This window comes from Pseudomonas sp. MT92, assembly GCF_058792515.1.
Genome location: NZ_JBXAFA010000004.1, coordinates 345,316 through 362,319 on the forward strand (window position 1 = coordinate 345,316; position 17,004 = coordinate 362,319).

The 17,004-nt window shown below is 63.6% G+C and carries 14 protein-coding genes; 1 reads left to right on the forward strand and 13 read right to left on the reverse strand.

What is annotated here, in order from left to right:
• Positions 1-9: 9 nt before the first annotated feature.
• The 8 genes from AC1Q6D_RS09900 to AC1Q6D_RS09935 form a co-directional block, all read right to left on the reverse strand.
• On the reverse strand, positions 10-1,152 hold the full coding sequence (locus tag AC1Q6D_RS09900) for an acyl-CoA dehydrogenase family protein (RefSeq protein WP_103403179.1): 1,143 nt from the start codon (positions 1,150-1,152) through the stop codon (positions 10-12).
• Entirely contained in the window at positions 1,149-2,366 is a 1,218-nt protein-coding gene (locus AC1Q6D_RS09905) for an acyl-CoA dehydrogenase family protein (protein WP_103403180.1), read from the reverse strand. Before AC1Q6D_RS09905 ends, AC1Q6D_RS09900 begins: the two co-directional genes overlap by 4 nt.
• Before the next feature lie 65 nt (positions 2,367-2,431).
• Positions 2,432-3,601 carry an acyl-CoA dehydrogenase family protein gene (locus AC1Q6D_RS09910; protein ID WP_103403181.1) on the reverse strand — a complete coding sequence of 390 codons (1,170 nt, stop codon included), beginning with the start codon at positions 3,599-3,601 and terminating at the stop codon, positions 2,432-2,434.
• Positions 3,602-3,610: 9 nt separating this feature from the next.
• On the reverse strand, positions 3,611-4,789 hold the full coding sequence (locus tag AC1Q6D_RS09915; protein WP_047529034.1) for a lipid-transfer protein: 1,179 nt from the start codon (positions 4,787-4,789) through the stop codon (positions 3,611-3,613).
• 17 nt (positions 4,790-4,806) lie between these two features.
• Positions 4,807-5,226: a MaoC family dehydratase gene (locus AC1Q6D_RS09920; protein ID WP_047529032.1), complete on the reverse strand. Its 420-nt coding sequence runs from the start codon at positions 5,224-5,226 to the stop codon at positions 4,807-4,809.
• Complete coding sequence (locus AC1Q6D_RS09925; protein WP_103403182.1) at positions 5,198-6,331, reverse strand: acyl-CoA dehydrogenase family protein; 1,134 nt, start codon at positions 6,329-6,331, stop codon at positions 5,198-5,200. Before AC1Q6D_RS09925 ends, AC1Q6D_RS09920 begins: the two co-directional genes overlap by 29 nt.
• A 12-nt stretch (positions 6,332-6,343) precedes the next feature.
• On the reverse strand, positions 6,344-7,312 hold the full coding sequence (locus tag AC1Q6D_RS09930) for a bifunctional MaoC family dehydratase N-terminal/OB-fold nucleic acid binding domain-containing protein (RefSeq protein WP_103403183.1): 969 nt from the start codon (positions 7,310-7,312) through the stop codon (positions 6,344-6,346).
• A gap of 56 nt (positions 7,313-7,368) precedes the next feature.
• The gene (locus AC1Q6D_RS09935) at positions 7,369-8,157 is read right to left on the reverse strand and encodes an SDR family oxidoreductase (RefSeq protein WP_103403184.1); all 789 of its coding nucleotides are present in this window, start codon (positions 8,155-8,157) and stop codon (positions 7,369-7,371) included.
• Positions 8,158-8,298: 141 nt separating this feature from the next.
• Here AC1Q6D_RS09935 and AC1Q6D_RS09940 point away from each other — a divergent pair, with 141 nt between their 5' ends.
• Entirely contained in the window at positions 8,299-9,084 is a 786-nt protein-coding gene (locus AC1Q6D_RS09940; protein ID WP_103403185.1) for an enoyl-CoA hydratase, read from the forward strand.
• Between the two features lie 124 nt (positions 9,085-9,208).
• On the opposite strand, the gene AC1Q6D_RS09945 is transcribed toward AC1Q6D_RS09940, so the two are convergent.
• The 5 genes from AC1Q6D_RS09945 to AC1Q6D_RS09965 form a co-directional block, all read right to left on the reverse strand.
• Complete coding sequence (locus AC1Q6D_RS09945) at positions 9,209-9,988, reverse strand: SDR family oxidoreductase (RefSeq protein WP_103403186.1); 780 nt, start codon at positions 9,986-9,988, stop codon at positions 9,209-9,211.
• Complete coding sequence (locus AC1Q6D_RS09950) at positions 9,985-11,682, reverse strand: FAD-binding protein (RefSeq protein ID WP_103403187.1); 1,698 nt, start codon at positions 11,680-11,682, stop codon at positions 9,985-9,987. Before AC1Q6D_RS09950 ends, AC1Q6D_RS09945 begins: the two co-directional genes overlap by 4 nt.
• Positions 11,683-11,690: 8 nt before the next feature.
• Positions 11,691-13,400: an FAD-binding protein gene (locus AC1Q6D_RS09955; protein WP_103403188.1), complete on the reverse strand. Its 1,710-nt coding sequence runs from the start codon at positions 13,398-13,400 to the stop codon at positions 11,691-11,693.
• A 230-nt stretch (positions 13,401-13,630) separates the two neighbouring features.
• Positions 13,631-15,202, reverse strand: a complete 1,572-nt coding sequence (locus tag AC1Q6D_RS09960; protein ID WP_103403214.1) for an amidase — start codon at positions 15,200-15,202, stop codon at positions 13,631-13,633.
• A 110-nt stretch (positions 15,203-15,312) separates the two neighbouring features.
• On the reverse strand, positions 15,313-16,965 hold the full coding sequence (locus tag AC1Q6D_RS09965) for a methyl-accepting chemotaxis protein (RefSeq protein WP_103403215.1): 1,653 nt from the start codon (positions 16,963-16,965) through the stop codon (positions 15,313-15,315).
• Positions 16,966-17,004: the final 39 nt, after the last annotated feature.

Here is a 17,004-nt window from a genome sequence, read left to right on the forward strand (position 1 = left end):
GCCTGGCGCCTACGCAAGGGCGGCGTAGCGTTCGCAATGAAAATCCCGATCGCCCAGGCAGCTCTGTGCAACGCGGACGCGCTTGAGGTACAGGCCGACATCCAGTTCGTCGGTGACACCAATGCCACCGTGCATTTGCACCGCTTCGTTGGCGACCTTGACTGCCGTATCGCCCGCTTTCCATTTCGCCAGGCTGACCAGTCGTGCGCGCGCGCCGGCATCGAGGCTGGCGTCATCCAGGGTCGCGAGCGCAGCCATCAGGGCGCTGCGGCTAAGCGCCAGGTCGACGTACATTTTCGCGGCGCGATGCTGCAGGACCTGGAAAGTGCCGATCGCCGTGTCGAACTGCACGCGGGTCTTGAGGTACTCCAGGGTGGTTTCGAACAATTGCTCGGCCATCCCCAGGAGCTCCGCCGCCAGGCAGGCGCGGCCCCGGTCCAGCGCGGTTTCCAGCGCAGTCCAGCCTTCGTCCAGCGTACCCAGCAGCGCATCGCTCCCCAGTTGCACACCCTCCAGTTGCAGGCGTGCGCAATTGCGTGAATCGATCAGCGACAAGGCACTCACCGTCAGGCCCGGCGTATTGGCGGGCACCAGGAACAGGCTGATGCCACGGGTGTCGCCCGGCTGTCCGGACGTACGCGCCGCCACCACATAGGCATCGACGCCCAGGCCGTCGACCACCCAGTACTTGTCGCCGTGAAGGCGATAGCCCTGCCCTTCGGCCTTCGCCTCAAGAGCAATGTGACTCGGCTCATGGCGCGAGCGTTCGTCCACGGCAAGGGCCAGGCGCCGATCGCCACCGATCACCGCTTGCAACCATTGCGTCTGCTGCGTTGAATTGCCCGCCAGGTGCAGCAATGAGCCGCCAAGCACCACGCTGGAAAGCAAAGGCGTGGCGGACAGGTTGCGGCCCATGGACTCGAAAATCGGCCCCAGGCCCTTACAACCGAAATCAAGACCGCCGAAGTCTTCCGGAAATGGAATCGCACTCCAGCCCAGCTCGACGGCATCGCGCCATAGCTGCGCGTCGAAACCTGCTTGCACGGCCTCATCGCGCAGTCGACGCTGGACACTGACCGGGCTGCGGGCGGCGAGAAAGTCTCGCGCGCTGTCGGCCAGCAAACGCTGTTCATCGCTATAACGCAGGCTCATGACTGAGCTCCTTTCACGGCAGGCTTCTTGGCTTCAGGCAAGCCAAGCACGCGCTTGGCGATGACGTTGAGCTGGATTTCCGAGGCGCCGCCCGAAATGGTCAACGCATAGCTGTTGAGCCAGGCTCGGGTGATAGCCTGTTGCTGCTCGCTGAACGCCGGGCATTGCCAACCGAAGGCATGCCCTGCCATGGCATCGAGCAAGACCTCGAACTTGTCGCGCTCCTGCTCGGTATGCACCAGCTTCATGATCGACATCAGGCCGCCGATGTCATCGCCGGCCCGCGCCTCTTCGCCCATGCGCTGCACGGTCAGGTTATAGGCCTGCTCGTTCATCGCGCAGGCCGTGGCCCGCGCCTGCAGCGCATATTCGCTTTGGCTTCGTGGTGCCGGTACGTATTCGCGCATCAGGGCCAGCAGGTCGAAGTGCGATGGCAAGCTGAACTCGCCGAACTTCGACATCGCCTTGCGTTCGTGCTGCAACAGGTATTTGGCCAGGTTCCAGCCGCCGTTCAATGGCCCGATCAACTGGCTCTTGGGCACCTTCACGCCATCGAAGAACACTTGGCAGAACGCCGATTTGCCGCTGATCAAATCGATCGGCTGTGGCTTGACACCAGGGCTGCGCATGTCGAGCACAATCAGGCTGATGCCCTCGTGTTTCGGCGCGCTGAAGTCCGTGCGCACCAGCGCATACATCCAGTCGGACTTGTCGCCGTAAGACGTCCAGATCTTGCTGCCGTCCACCACGAAATGGTCGCCGGCATCGCGGGCGGCCATTTTCAGGCTGGCCAGGTCGGAACCGGCGTTCGGTTCGGAGAAGCCCTGGCACCAGCGCACTTCACCCCGGGCGATCGGCGGCAGCAGGTCGCGTTTCTGCTCTTCGCTGCCATACGCCAGCAACACCGGCCCGAGCATCCAGATGCCCAGGTTGATCTGCGGTGGCCGGCATTTTATCCGGCGCATTTCGCTTTCCAGTACCGCCAGCTCTTCGTCGCTCAGGCCCGCGCCACCGTATTCCACCGGCCACTCGGGGCAGAACCAGCGCTTGTCGCGCATGCGTTCGAACCACAGGCGCGCGTCTTCGCAGGGAAACTGCGGGTTCTGGCTACCCCACACCACATCGCCTTCAGCCATGCCCGTGCGCATCGACAGCGGACAGTTAGCCTCCAGCCAGGCACGGGTGTCGTGCCGGAATTGCTCGATAGTGCTCATGAAAGTCCCCTTCGCCCCGCCCCGTGGCGGGGCGAGTACGGTTTTTTGTTGTTGATGGACGAGCGTCAGCGTTGGGTGCGTGGCATTGCGAGACCAAACTGGGCGATCAGTTCGCGCTGGATTTCATTGGTGCCGCCGCCGAACGTCAGGGTCACCGAACTGCGCAATTCGTACTCCAGCTCGCCCTGCAACAGGGTCGCGGCCGAGCCGCTGCGCATCGAGCCATTGGCACCGAGGATCGACGCCAGCTTGCGCAGGATCTCGATCGCCGACTCCGAGCCGAACACCTTGGTGGTCGAGCTCAGGGCCACGTCCATACGGTCGTGCTCCAGGTCGGCGGCAATGCGCATGTTGATCAGGCGCATCGCCTCAAGGCGCGCATAGCACTCGGCCAGAGAGCTGCGCACCCAGGCCTTGTCCATGGCACGACGGCCCTGCTCGTCGCGCGCTCGCGCCCACAGGTAGACCCGGCGAAACAGCGCCACGACCTTGTCTGACCAGGTGCCCAAGCCAAGGCGCTCATGGTTTAGCTGCGAGGTAATCAGCTTCCAGCCACCGTTCAACTCGCCGACCAGCATCTCGTTGGGCACCCGCACGTTGTCGTAGTAGGTGGCCGTGGTCGGAATACTGGTGGTCGGAATCAGGGTGTGGGAGAAACCCGGTGTCAAGGTGTCGACGATCAACAGCGAAATGCCTTTGTGCCGCAACTGAGTTGGATCGGTACGGGCCGCCAGCCAGACGAAATCGGCTGATTCGGCCCCCGAGGTCCATAGCTTGTTGCCGTTGACCAGGAAGCCTTCATCGTCCTGGCGCGCAGTGGTTTTCAGCACGGCCAGATCGCTGCCGGCGTCGGGCTCGGAATAACCGATGGCGAACATGATTTCGCCCCCGGCGATGCCCGGCAGGAAGCGTTCTTTCTGCAGCTCGCTGCCATGGGTCATCAAGGCCGGGCCGACGGTGCTGATGGTCACGAACGGCAGCGGTGCCCCGGCGATGTTGGCTTCTTCGAAGAAAATCAACTGCTCGGTGGCCGCGTAACCCTGGCCGCCATGGACCTTGGGCCAGCCGACCGCGAGCCAGCCGTCGCGCCCCATCTGGCGAATGGTCTGGCGAAACAGCTCGCCGCCTTCCTTGCCGCGCAACTGATCGCGCATGTCCGGGGTCATCAGGGCCTGGAAATAGTCCCGCACCTTGTGGCGCAGGGCATGTTGTTCGGGAGTGAGGTCGACGAACATAGCTGCTCCTTAGGCTGAGCCGAGAATCAGGCCACTGGTGGGTACGCCGGTACCGGCGGTGACCAGCACGTTTTGCACATCCGCCACCTGGTTGACCGCCGTGCCGCGCACCTGGCGCACCGCTTCGGCAATGCCGTTCATGCCGTGAATGTAGGCTTCGCCGAGTTGCCCGCCGTGGGTATTGATCGGCAGCTTGCCGCCACGGGCATGGTGCCCGGCGCGAATGAACTCCTTGGCTTCGCCGCGTTTCACGAAACCGAACTCTTCGAGCTGCGGCATCACGAACGGGGTGAAGTGGTCGTAGATCACGGCAGTCTGGAACGCCTCCGGACCGAGTCCCGACTGGCGATACAGTTCGCGGGCGACCACGCCCATCTCCGGCAGACCGGTGATGTCGTCGCGGTAGAACGAGGTCATGCTTTGCTGGCCGTGACTGATGCCCTGGGAACCCGCCTTGATGGTCACCGGCTTCTGCCTCAAGTCACGGGCGCGCTCGGCCGAGGTGATGACCATCGCCACCGCGCCATCGGATTCCTGGCAGCAATCGAGCAAGTGCAAGGGTTCGCAGATCCAGCGCGAAGCCTGGTGTTCTTCCAGGGTGATCGGCTTGCCATGGAAAAACGCCTGGGGGTTGGTCGCGGCAAAATCCCGCGCCGCCACTGCGATCCGCCCGAAGTCCTCGGAGGTCGCGCCATAGGTGTGCATGTAGCGCTGGGCGAACATGCCAACCCAGGCCGCCGGCGTGTGGAAACCGTGGGGCATGTACCAGCCGTAGTTGACGTTATCGAAGGTCGGCGTAGAGGCGAAACCGTAGCTGCCGGTGCCGAAGCGATACCAGGAACGCTCGTTCATGGCGCGATACACCACCACAACTTTCGCCATCCCGGTCGCTACCGCCATGGCCGCGTGCATCACCGGTCCGCAAGCCGCACCGCCGCCATGGGGCACCTGTGAGAAAAACTTCACGTCCTTGCAACCGAGCAAACGGGCAACTTCATACTCCGGGACCTTGTCGACGGAATAGGAACTGAACCCCTCGACCTCGCTCGGGTCGATGCCGGCATCCTTGAGCGCGCTCAAGGTGGCTTCCATGGCCAGGCGCAATTCGGTGCGTCCGGAGTTCTTGGAAAATTCGGTTGCGCCAAGGCCAACGATCGCGGCGCGCCCGGAAATCGATGAATCAGTCATCTGTGTCTCTCCGGCTGTCAGGGCAGGACCACTGCGACCGTACCGGTCACGTGGTTGCCCATGGAATTTTTGCCGCCGAGGGTGATTTCCACCGTGCGGGTATCGGCGTCGAGGCGCGTGACGCTGCCGCTGAAGGTCATGCAATCACCGGGATAGTTCGGTGCGCCAAGCTTGATTTTCAGCGAGGTGAAGACTGCCTGCGGGCCCGTCCATTGCTCGATGAACCGCTGCACCAACCCGTTGGTGGTCAGGATGTTCATGAACACATGGGGCGACCCCAGGGTTCGGGCGGCGTCCGCGTCATGGTGGCCGGGAAAGTAATCGCGGGTGGCAATCGCGCCGCCATTGATCAGGGTCACCGTGATTGGCACCGCCAGTTCCGGCAGTGCTTCGCCGGGGCGCACGTCTTCAAAGCGCTTGGTGTTCTTCGAGGTCATATTTCCATCCCAGCTTGTCGTTATCGTTGAGCCAGTCGCCCAGGCGTTCCAGGCTTGCCGCCGAACCACCGAGGGCAAGGCACAGGCCACGGCTCCAATAGAGAAAACGGTGGATCGGGTACGTCAGGTCGACGCCAATCCCGCCATGTACATGCTGCGTGACGTGGCCGATCCGGTGCCCCGCTTCACAGGCCATCCAGGCGGTGGCCAAGGCTTCGGAAGGTGCTGGCAGGCCGGCATCGATGCGGTAGGCCAGTTGCCACAACACCGTGCGCAAGGCTTCGACGGCAATGTGGGTGTCGGCCATGCTCATCTGTACCGCCTGGAAGCTGCCGATGACGCGCTCAAACTGTCGGCGCTCGCTGATATAGGCCACGGTGCGGCGGACCTGCTCTTGGCTCACGCCCAATTGCAAGGCGGCCAGCGCCGCCACGCTGCGCAACTCCAGCCAGTCGACGGCCTCGGCCGGCAGCAGCGCCCCGGCCTCCACGGTCAAACCCTGGATATGCAGGTCTGCCACGGCTTCGCCGTGGGTCAACACGGCTGAAAGCTTCTGAATCTGTGGCGCGGACAGGTCCAGCAACAGCAAGCGCGGTTCGCCCTTGGCCTGAACCACGACCAGCGCAGCGTCGGCCTGGTCGCCCAGGGACAGCGCCGCAACCCGGCCGTTGATCGACCAGCCGTCGGCACACGCAGTGGCTTGCAGCTCGATCCCCAAGGCGCTGTTCAAACCGTCAATCGACAAACTCAACAGTGCCTCGCCCGACGCAGCCTTCGCGATCCATCCGGCACTGCCCAAAGCAGCGAAACGGGCCAGGGTCGCGGCCGCCAGTTGGTGGCGCCACAACGGTACCTGGGCAAGGGCCTTGCCCTGGGCCTGCAACACCAGCATCAGTTCGGTCATGCCCAGGCCGCTGCCGCCGTACTCTTCGGGAATGGCCAGCGCTTGCAGCCCGGTCTCGATGCACAGTTTCCACAATGGCGCCATCATCGGCTCGCCACTGGTGTCCCACTGGCGCATGTAGTCGTCATGGCAATGGTCGACAAACAGGCTGTCGGCCATCTGCGCGATGGCGCGCTGGTCTTCACTCAATTCGAAATCCATGGTGACTGGCTCCTAGGCGTCTACCGGCCGGAACAAAGGCAGGGTCTGCTGGTCGTCGAAGGTCTGGAATTCGACCTGCAAGCGCTGGCCGATCTGTAGGTTTTCGCGTTCGATACCGACCAGGCCGGCGATCAGGCGCACACCCTCCTCCAGCTCGATCAACCCGATGGGATTGGGGTAATCGAACGGCGGAACTTCGGGGTAGTGCATGACCACGAACGAATACAAAGTGGCGCGGCCGCTGGCTTGCAGCGTGTCCCAGTCGAAACTGTGGCACTCGATGCACACCGGTGCCGGTGGATGACGCAGCGTCTGGCACGCGGTGCAGCGCTGGATCAACAACTGGCCCTTCTCGCAGCCTTCCCAGAAAAAGCGCGTGTCATCGCTAATGCCCGGCAGGGGGCGCTTGGGCCTGGCTGGCGCGGCATCCGGTTTGGCGGGCGCCTGGGCATTGGCAGGACGGAACTTGAAGACGCGAAACAACAGTTCGCCCACCGGCTCATCGCCGCCCGCTTTTTCAGCGAAATGACTCATGACCAGGGTGACGAAAAAGCCGGTGCCCAGGGCCGTGGTTTTTTCATCGCTGACCGAGTCCAGGCGAGTGGTGTAGTACAGCTTCTCGCCCATGCGCACCGGGCGGCTGAAGGTCAGTTCGGAGTTGACCGCCACGGTCGACATGAAGCCGTGGGCCTCCATGATCTTGAGCACCTCGTAAGGGTTCTCGTCGGTCGAGCCAGGCGGATAATTGTTGGCGTGCAAACCTTCCATGGTCCACACCTGCAACATGGCCGGCGGGGCGATCAGCCCTTCATACCGGGTGCCCAGGGCAAACGCCGGGTCGGTGTAGACGGGGTTGTCCACGCCCATGATTTCGCACCATTGGCGGACCATCGGCGCGTTGACTTCATCCCAGGCATACACGCGGCCGTATTGGCGCCCTACCAGGGCGCGCGCATCGGATAGCAATTGTGGATCAGCCAAAGTCGTCTCCTTCAAATTGAAGGCGGCAGCCGGACCCGGCCGCCGCCACGGGTCGATCAGGTGGGCAGAACCTGCGCGGCGGCCCCAAGAAAGGCGGGACGCTCACCTCCGCCATGCAGCAACAGATTGCAACCGCTGGCGTAACTGGCCAGGGGTGATGCGATGTACAGGCAGGCGTTGGCAATGTCTTCGGCAACCGCCATGCGCGCCGCCGGTATACCGGCTGCAACAGCAGCGATACCGGCCTCGGAGCCATAGTGCAGATGCGCCTGCTCAGTCAGCACCAGACCCGGGCTGACCGTGACCACCCGCACTTTGGGCCCCCACTCCACTGCCAGGGAATTCACCAGCGCCAGGACCCCGGCCTTGGCCGCGCCATAGGCCGCAGTGCCTGGCGAGGGGCGCAACGCACTGATGCTGCCGATAAAGACGATGCAACCGCCCTGGACTTGCGCCTGCATCAGCCGGTTGGCGTGCTGGGCGACGTTCAGTGGGGCGATCAGATTCAGGCCGATGATGCTTTCATGAAACCTGGGCGAGGCCGTGGCCGCGTCGGCAGCAGGGCTGCCGCCGGCGTTGTTGATCACCACATCGAGTCGTCCGAAATCGCGCTCGACGGTGGTAAACAGCCGTTGCAGGGAATCGTGGTCGCGCACATCGGCGGCAATGAAGGTTGCGCTCTTGCCGCCCAGCGTCGGCAGCTGTTCCGGCTCGCGTCGAGCACAGACGATCACCCGTGCGTTCGCCGCCAGAAACCCCAGCGCAATACCGGCGCCGATGCCTTTGGTGCCACCGGTGACCAGCACCACCTTGCCGCTGTAATCAAGACTCGAATGCAGCTCCATCATGTGCTCCTTGTTTACTGACAAGGGTCACTCTAGGGACGAATCCGGGGCCGAACTACGTCTGAACGGACGATGAAAATTCAACCGTGCGAACAGGACACTGGCGCTCATTCATACGTTGCCTGGTCCTTGAGGATGCCCATGTCCGATTCATCCGTTGCACCGGTTCTGCTCGAACGCCCTCTGCCGGGCGTGGCGCTGTTGCGGCTCAACCGGCCGCAAGCGACAAACGCCTTGAGCCTGGAATTACAGGCGCTGCTGTCGCGTTATTTCAGGGAACTGGCGGTCGATCCTCAGGTGCGATGCATTGTGCTGACGGGCGGTGACAAGGTGTTCGCCGCAGGAGGAGACATCAACAGCATGGCCGGGGTCGGTGCCATCGACATCTACAAGCGTCACACCGAGCGGGTCTGGGGACCGATCCAGCACTGTCCGAAGCCGGTGATCGCTGCGGTTTGCGGTTATGCCTATGGCGGGGGGTGCGAACTGGCGATGCACGCTGACCTGATTGTTGCCGGACGCAGCGCGCGCTTCTGCCAACCGGAGATCCGTATTGGCATCATGCCCGGCATTGGTGGCACCCAGCGGCTGGTGCGCGCGGTGGGCAAGGTCAAGGCGATGCGCATGGCGCTCACCGGTCAGCCGATCAGCGCCGATGAGGCTTGGGTGGCGGGATTGGTCAGCGATCTGGTCGACGATGACCAGGTGCAGAGCCACGCCCTGGAGCTGGCGCGGGTCATCGCAGCAATGCCGGCCCTGGCGGCCGAACAGATCAAGGAGGTGATTCTGGCGGGCATGGACGCGCCGCTGGAGGCGGGCCTGGCGCTGGAACGCAAGGCCAATGCATTGTTGTTCGCCTCGCTCGATCAGAAGGAAGGCATGCAAGCCTTCATCGAAAAACGCCCGGCTCGATTCACGGGGGATTGAATCCTTTCTCGCTCCCACAGAGCTCAGGCAATGGTACCAATACCAACGCGTCCACCTGCTCGCGATGCTCGTCCAGGGTCACGCGGGCTGTCTGCATGCTGCAGACAAACCGCGTGACGGGCCGCTAGATACTCATGATCATCTGCCCGCTGTCGATGCGCAGCTCGACGCCGTTGATCGCCCGCGATTCGTCGCTGGCGAGGAATAGCACGCTGGCGGCGACGTCCTCGGGCAGGCACATGCGGTTCATAGGGTCGCTGTCGATGGTCAGGCGCGTCGGATCGAGGCCTTGGGGGAAGCTGCCACGGGTCATGTCGGTGAGGACGCCGTCCGGGTGTAACGTATTGCAGCGAATCCGGTATTTTCGGCGCCGGCAGAACGCCGCCACCGAACGCGACAACGCCGCCACCGCCCCCTTGGAGGCGCTGTACGCTACGTAATCGTCGCGCCCGGCAAGGGCCGCGACCGATGACAGGTTGATGATCGAACCACCGGTTTGCTTCATCAGTGCGATCCCTTCGCGACACCCGATGAATACGCTGTCGGCGTTCACCCGCATGACCTTGTGCCAGTCCTGCAACGTCGCGTCCTCGATGTTGGCGTGCAGGAGGATGCCGGCGTTGTTCAGCAGAATATCCAGCCGGCCGTGTCGCTCGCGCAGATGAGCCATGACGTCGCGCCAATCGCTCTCACTGCTGGCGTCATGCCGGATAAAGGTCGCCGCCGGACCGATCTCGGCGGCCAAGGCCTCACCCGCCGCGACATCCAGGTCGCTGATCAGCACGTGGGCACCTTGCGCCGCCAACAGGCGAGCGCTGGCCCGCCCGATGCCCTTTGCACCTCCGGTGACCAGTGCAACCTTGCCGAGTACACGGCCATTCGTGTTGTTGTGGTTGTTCGTCATGATGTCGTCTCTCGTGCAAAGGCCTGCTGCTGTGGGTCCACGAACCGGGCGGCGGCCGCTCCGGCACGGCGTCCGGAAAACACGCAGTCAGCCAGGGATAAACCGCTGATATAGAGGTGCGAAGGAATGCCCAGCGCGGTGCGCCCGGCGGCGTACAGACCCGGTATCGCCAGCCCGTTGCCGTCGAGCACCGCGCCGTTGTCCTCGTCCACCCGCAACCCGCCGAGCGTGAGGGCACCCAATGGAAAGACCGGGTTAGTCACGGAAATGTCGACGGCATAAAACGGCCCATGATTGAGCACCTGACGCCCACCCGGCGACTTGCCGAACGGATCGGGCGCCTCGCCACGGGCTGCAGCGTTGGCGGCCAGCACCGATTCGCGCAGCACCGTCGCGTTCATGCCGGTAATGGCGGCCAACTCGCTCAGGTGCTTGCCCTTGCGCACCTTGAACAGCATCAGGGCCAGGGCCGGAAAGCTTTGAAACCACCAATAGCCTCCAAACAAGGCCTCACGGATGGCCTTCTTGCGCAACGGCGCATCCAGCACCAACCACGCCTTGCCGCCCTGCTCTTCCATCAAGGGTTGCCCCAGGGTCGCACCGTAGACTTCTTCGTTGCAGAAACGCCGGCCTTCGCGATTGACCACCAAGCCTTTGTGCCAACTGTACGGCGGGTTGATGAAACGCCAGGCCGAGACGCGCTCCAGCCCCGAGCCCTGACCGCCGACGCTGGTCCCCAGCCGCAGGCCGCTGCCATCGCACCCTGTGGCACCCACTTTGAAATTTCGCTGGAATTTCGGCGCATGGCGCTTGATCAGCTCGCGATTGAAAATGAACCCGCCGGTACTGAGGATGACGCCGCTCCTGGCGCGAACCAGCCTTGGCCGGGCGTAATTCCGTTCGAGCTGGCCGACCCGCTCCCGCAGTTTCCTGCAGTAACCCGGGGCAAAATTCTGCAAGCGCTCGGCACGAGCGGCCAGGCGCGCATGCAACTGCGCTTGCGCACTGTCGGGCGGCATGCACCAGAGCTCGGCACCGAGCACGCAGCCTTGGGCATCGACCACCAGGCGTTTCGCCGCCGCTTGCAGCAGCGGCCGCGCCCCGGCACGCAAACACGCGGCCTTGAGGTGGCCATACAGCACGGCTCCGCACTGCCCCTTGCCGACGGTACGATGTCCCCGGGGTGCCGGCGGCAATGGCCCGCCGTGTTGCGGGACCAGCTCGTTGCCGGAGTAGTAGAGAAAATAACCATCCGGCGGGTACGAGGTCTTGCCACCCGGGGGCATCCGGTGACCATAGGGCGCTCCGTGACTTTCCAGCCATTGGAGGTTGCTGACGCTGTCGGCACAGAAGCGCCGCAGGGTGTCGTCGCTGACCACATCTCGGGTTTCATGCTTGAGGTAATCAAACATCGCTTCGGGGGTGTCGTTATAGCCCGCGGCCTGCTGATGCCGAGTGCCGCCACCGGCGTAGACTACCCCGCCGCTTTTGGCGCTGGCACCGCCACCGGTAAAGCGGTCGGTAATCAACACATCCGCGCCCTGGGCACGTGCCTCGAGCGCCGCGCAGGCCCCGGCTGCGCCCCAGCCAATAATCAACACATCACAATGCTCGTCCCACACCAATGCACCGCTGTCGGCGACTTGCAAGGGTGTCTGGATCGGGGTGCAAAAGCTGTCATCGAACGTCGCCATACGCCCTCCTATCGCTGGCTGGCCAAGTGGTTGGCGGCCACATAAGCGAAGGTCATCGCCGGCCCCAGGGTGCCCCCGGCGCCCGGATAGCTGGTCCCCATCACCGATGCCGAACAGTTGCCGATCGCGTACAGCCCGTCGATAGGCGCGCCGTCCTCGCGGACCACCTGTGCATGTTCGTTGGTCAGCAAACCACCCTTGGTGCCAATGTCTCCCGCATCCAGGCGCATGGCGTAGTAAGGTCCCTTGCGCAACGGTGCCAGGCACGGATTAGGCTTGATGGTGCTGTCGCCATAGTAACGGTCGAACACATTGTCGCCGCGCCCGAAGTCCGAGTCCTTGCCCGTGCGCGCATACTCGTTGACCTTGACCACGGTGGTTTCGAGACCGACGGCATCGACACCGATCTGCCTGGCCAGCCCGGCGAGGGACTCGTCCTTCCAGTACAGGGTGTTCAGCCATTCCTTGCGCAAGCGGCTGTCGGGCATGATCTGCGCCGGCATCAACGGTCCCATCGCATAGTTGAAACGGAAATGCCCGTCGAAAATCACCCAGGCCGGCACCGACTTGCCAGCGGTGAGTCCGTTGTCGCGGTACATGGCATCGACGAATTCGAGGTAGGGAGCGGCCTCGTTGACGAAGCGCTGCCCCAGGCTGTTAACCACGATGGCGCCAGGAAACGCGCGCTCGGCAAAGATCCCCCGGGGTTTTTCCTCGCCCGGTACGGCGATGGTCGGGGCCCACCAGGCCCAATCCATCAAGGCAGTGGCCGCCCCCTGCGCCAGCCCGGCCTCCAGTGCCGCGCCGGTGTTATTCCCCGGAGGGGTTGCACTCCAGGCCATGCGGGTCGGTTGCGGCAGGTATTTTTCACGCAGTGCCTGGTTCTGTTCAAAACCACCGGACGCCAGGATCACGCCATGGCGCGCGTGCAATTGCATCTCGGCCCCGTTACGCCGCACGGTGACGCCGTTGACCCGCCCGCCTTCGGTGAGCAACCCGGAAAAATCGGTGTTGAGCCACAACGGTACATGGCGGTCCATCAGCGAGCGTCGCAGCGACGCCACCAGCGAACTGCCCAGCGAGGCACGTCGATCTATCTTGCTTTTACGACGCCACTTGAAGTCCAGTTTGTATCGCAGCATCAGGCCCATGATGAGCAGGCGCCAGCCAAAGCTGCGCGCCATGACCTTGTGCGCATCGCGGGCGGTCCAGGCGATGCACCCCATGAGCAACGTCGAGGGCGATGGTTTGCGCAGGTTGACCAGTTCGTCACCCAACAGGCTGGTATCGAAGAATTCCGGATCCAGCGTCCTGCCGCCCGGCAAGGCGCCCGGCAGGTGCGGGTAATAATCGGGGTATTTGGAGGCCACCGCGTAGCGCACCCGGCTGGTACGGGCCAGCGCTTCGATCATCTTCGGTGCGTTGTCCAGATAGGTGCGAAGGCGGATTTCCTCAACCTGATCGCCCGCCGCGGCCTTCAGATAACGCAACGCCGTGTCGTAATCGTCGTTGCCGTTCAGGCGTGCAAAATAGTGGTTGTTGGGGATCCAGATGCCGCCGCCGGAGATCGCCGAGGTGCCACCGTACTTATCGCTTTTCTCCACGATCAGCACGCTGAAACCCTGGTCGGCGAGGAACACCGCCGACGTCATTGCACCTGCTCCCGAACCAACGACAATCACGTCGTAGTGGGTCTGAGACTGAACTTGAGCCGTCATTATTGTTGTGCCATTAGCTGAGGTCAGAAATAACCGCCGTCGACGCTGCGCGAACGCGGGCGGAGTGCAACCCATGATCGGGGCTGCACGGGCCGTGCTCATCGTCAAAGCGGACTAGGAAGGCGTGTGTGCGTAGGGCGCTTGCCGGTGCTGCGAGGGATGGCTTGGGGTGACAGCGCGTTTTTGTGGCGAGGGAACTTGCTCCCTCGCCACAACAGGTGTGCGGTGTCTCAGAGGACTGCGCGCCTTGCCGCCCAGGGGCGGTCTTGTTCCAACTGGTGGGCCAGACGCAACAGTCCGTCTTCACCTCCCAGGCGGGCGGTGAACATCATGCCCACGGGCATGCCGCGGTCGCTCTGTCCCAGGGGCAGGGAAATGGCCGGTTGCCCACTGACGTTGGCCAACACGGTGAAACCGGCGCTACCCATGGCGTGATGGGCATAGCTGTCCCAGGGCTGATCCAGCGTCAACAGGCCCAGTTGCGGGGTGAGGTTGGCGGTCACCGGTGAGAGGATCACATCGAAGCGCTCGAAGGGTTGCTCCATGGTCGCGCCGATGCTTTCGAACGACTGCCGGGCGCGATACAGGGCTTCGCCGGTGGTCATCTTGGCTCGTCCAAGGTTGACCAGGGTGATTTGCTCCAGGTCCTGCTCGGTGGCAGCCCGCCCCAGCACCTGTTCACGGTCCTGAATGGCCGTACGCAAGGCTGTGCCAATCACCGCGCCGTGAGCGCCGAACAACTGGCCAGGGTCGATGTTCAGCGTCAGTTCCTCGACTTCATGCCCCAGCCCCAGCAACTGCTTGATGGTCTGCTCCAGCGTGGTCGCAATCGCCGGTTCCAGCGCGGCACCGGTCAGCGACTGGCGAACCACGGCGACTCGCAACTTGCCCGGTTCGCGCTGCAATTCTTCGACATAGGGCCGCAACAGCGGTGGGCTCCAATAGGCGCTACCGGCCTCATGACCCTGGCCCGCGTCGAGAAACAGAGCGGTATCACGCACCGAACGCGAGACGACGTTGGCGACACTGGCACCGAACCAGCCTTCGAAATGCCCCGGACCGCTGGGTGTGCGATAACGGCTGGGCTTGAGTCCCACCAGACCGCAATAGGACGCCGGAATGCGGATCGAGCCGCCGCCGTCGGTGGCATGGGCGACGGGCACGATGCCGGCGGCCACTGCGGCCGCCGCGCCACCGGAGGATCCGCCGGCGCTCATGGCCAGGTTCCATGGGTTGCACGTCTGCCCCCACAGCTTGGATTCGGTGGTGGTGGTCAGGCCGAACTCGGGACACGTCGTCTTGCCGAAGGGCACGGCGCCGGCCTGTTCGTAGCGGGTGATCAGGGTACTGGTCCGCGGTGCGGGCGGCGCATCCTTGAATAAACGGCAACCGTTGCTGGTCGAGGTGCCTTGCAGATAGGTATTGAGGTCTTTGATCAGTACCGGAACACCGGCCAGCGCGCCTTGTTTCTCAGTACCAGCGGCGCGACGCTGGGCCAACAGCGCCCTGGCGTAGTCCTCGTGCAACATGTTCACCGCCTTGACCCGGCCATTGACCGCCTGGCAGCGCGCCAGCGCGGCCGCCAGCAAGTCGGCCGGTTGCAGCTCGCCACTACGGATCGCCTGGCCCATCGCCCAGGCGTCCAGCCCCTGGTAGTCACTGCTGGACAGTCCTTCGGAGCGGGCATCGGCGAATCGCCCGAGGAGGCCAACCCCCACGGCCAGCGCGCCGGCCTTGAGCACGCTGCGACGGGGCCAGCCGCTCTGCGCAGCGTCGGAAGCGGTGGATGGCTGGGCAGTCATGAATCGGTATTCGTCGTTCTGCATAATGGTCTCGCGCCCTGTCAATTATTGTTTTAAGGGTGATTAAACGGCTTTTTTCTTTCGGCGAACAACCCTGTCCCGCCAGGCATTCAAACCACGTTGAAGCGTGACGACAGCTGATCCAGCTCTTGCGCCAGTTGTTCCAGGTCCGACGCGGCAATCGCACTTCGCCCGGCGCCGGCCGACAGCGCGCCGGTGCCCGCCGAGACACTGTCGACCCGCGCGACCATTTCCCGGGTCACCCGCACCTGTTCAGTGATCACCGTGGCAATGGTGTCGACACTGCGGATCACGTCATCGGTGCCACTGCGAATCTGCGCCACCGAGTCGCCGGCCTGATGCGCCAGGCTGACCCCGTCATTCACCCGGTCCACCACCCGGCCCATACCGTCGACCACCGCCAGCGTACCTTCCTGGATGCGTTGCACCGTCAGATCGATCTCGCCAATCGAGCGGGCGGTACGCTGCGCCAACATCCTGACTTCGTCGGCGACCACAGCAAACCCACGCCCCTGCTCGCCCGCCCGCGCCGCTTCGATTGCGGCGTTCAGGGCCAGCAGATTGGTTTGCTCGGCAATGCTGCGAATCACATTGAGCACATGGCTGATTTCACCGGAAAAATCTTCCAGTTCGCGAATATGCACCGCGGTATCGCTGATCACATCGCTGATACGGTTCATCTCCCGGGCCATGTCGCGGATAAAATCTTCGCTTTTGCCCGAACGCGCCGCCGAGTGTTGGGTGATGCTGCGCGACATGCTCACATGATTCTCCACTTCACCGATCGACCCCGACAGGTGTTCGACCGCGCTGGAGATGCCGCGCACCGCATCAGCCTGCTGCCGGGTGGCCAACGAGGCCAGTTCCGCCGACTCGGCCATGTGCCTGGCCTCAGAACTGACACGTTTGACCAGCACGCGCATTTGCGAGATCAGCCTGTGCAGGTTGTCACGCATCGCCGCGATGTCACCCAGCATCCGCGAGAACTCGTCATGCCCCTTGACCTCGATGGTCCGGGACAAGTCGCCAGCGGCGATGGCGCGGACACTGGCACCCGCCTGGGCAAAGGCACGCTTGAGCCGGGTCAGGGTGGAAAACGCGGTCAGGCTGCCCGCGAATACACCGAACAGGGCCAATGCCAGATACGCCATCAAGGTCGAGCGATAGCGTTGCTGCGCCGCTTCATACGCGTGCTCGGCCGCCGCCTGCTGGATCGCTTGCAACTTGCCCAGCTCAAGCACGGCGGCATCGCCCTCAGGCTCGGCCATGCGCAGGAATGAAAGAATGCCCGGCAATCGGAAGTCGCCGGCTCGAAAGGTTTCCAGAAGGATTTGCAACTCGTCCTTCCAGGCCTGGTAATGCGCGGCAAAGGCGTCGGCCGCCTGTTGTTCCTCACTGCTCAGCGTACGCTGGCGGTACTGCGCCCAGCGTAGATCAAGCGTCCGGTTGCTGGTCTCGATTGCGCTCAAGGTGGCTTCGACGGGACGGTCGAACGCCGCCACCAACGGGCCCTCGGGGTCTTGCTGGATGGCGAGCAGAACCTGGCGCCGGCTCTCATCGAGGCGTTGCCGGACCTCGCCAAACACCAACAGCGTCGCCAGGTTGTCTTCGTTGATCGCTCGCAGGCTGTCGCGCGCCTGTTGCAGGCCGTGGGCGCCAAAACCGACCGCCAGCACGAACAACAAGGTGGCCAACAGCGCCCAAAGCCACAGACGCTGAGCGATCGTGATTGTCTTGAACATGAACAATGGCTTGTCTCGTGCAGCGTGCGCAGCGCCGGA

Coding starts and splice junctions, on each gene's coding strand:
- AC1Q6D_RS09950 (WP_103403187.1), bottom strand. CDS start 11,682: ATGGCGACGTTCGATGACAGCTTTTGCACCCCGATCCAGACACCCTTG.
- AC1Q6D_RS09910 (WP_103403181.1), bottom strand. CDS start 3,601: ATGTTCGTCGACCTCACTCCCGAACAACATGCCCTGCGCCACAAGGTG.
- AC1Q6D_RS09915 (WP_047529034.1), bottom strand. CDS start 4,789: ATGACTGATTCATCGATTTCCGGGCGCGCCGCGATCGTTGGCCTTGGC.
- AC1Q6D_RS09935 (WP_103403184.1), bottom strand. CDS start 8,157: ATGGAGCTGCATTCGAGTCTTGATTACAGCGGCAAGGTGGTGCTGGTC.
- AC1Q6D_RS09945 (WP_103403186.1), bottom strand. CDS start 9,988: ATGACGAACAACCACAACAACACGAATGGCCGTGTACTCGGCAAGGTT.
- AC1Q6D_RS09960 (WP_103403214.1), bottom strand. CDS start 15,202: ATGACTGCCCAGCCATCCACCGCTTCCGACGCTGCGCAGAGCGGCTGG.
- AC1Q6D_RS09905 (WP_103403180.1), bottom strand. CDS start 2,366: ATGAGCACTATCGAGCAATTCCGGCACGACACCCGTGCCTGGCTGGAG.
- AC1Q6D_RS09940 (WP_103403185.1), top strand. CDS start 8,299: ATGTCCGATTCATCCGTTGCACCGGTTCTGCTCGAACGCCCTCTGCCG.
- AC1Q6D_RS09965 (WP_103403215.1), bottom strand. CDS start 16,965: ATGTTCAAGACAATCACGATCGCTCAGCGTCTGTGGCTTTGGGCGCTG.
- AC1Q6D_RS09955 (WP_103403188.1), bottom strand. CDS start 13,400: ATGACGGCTCAAGTTCAGTCTCAGACCCACTACGACGTGATTGTCGTT.
- AC1Q6D_RS09900 (WP_103403179.1), bottom strand. CDS start 1,152: ATGAGCCTGCGTTATAGCGATGAACAGCGTTTGCTGGCCGACAGCGCG.
- AC1Q6D_RS09920 (WP_047529032.1), bottom strand. CDS start 5,226: ATGACCTCGAAGAACACCAAGCGCTTTGAAGACGTGCGCCCCGGCGAA.
- AC1Q6D_RS09925 (WP_103403182.1), bottom strand. CDS start 6,331: ATGGATTTCGAATTGAGTGAAGACCAGCGCGCCATCGCGCAGATGGCC.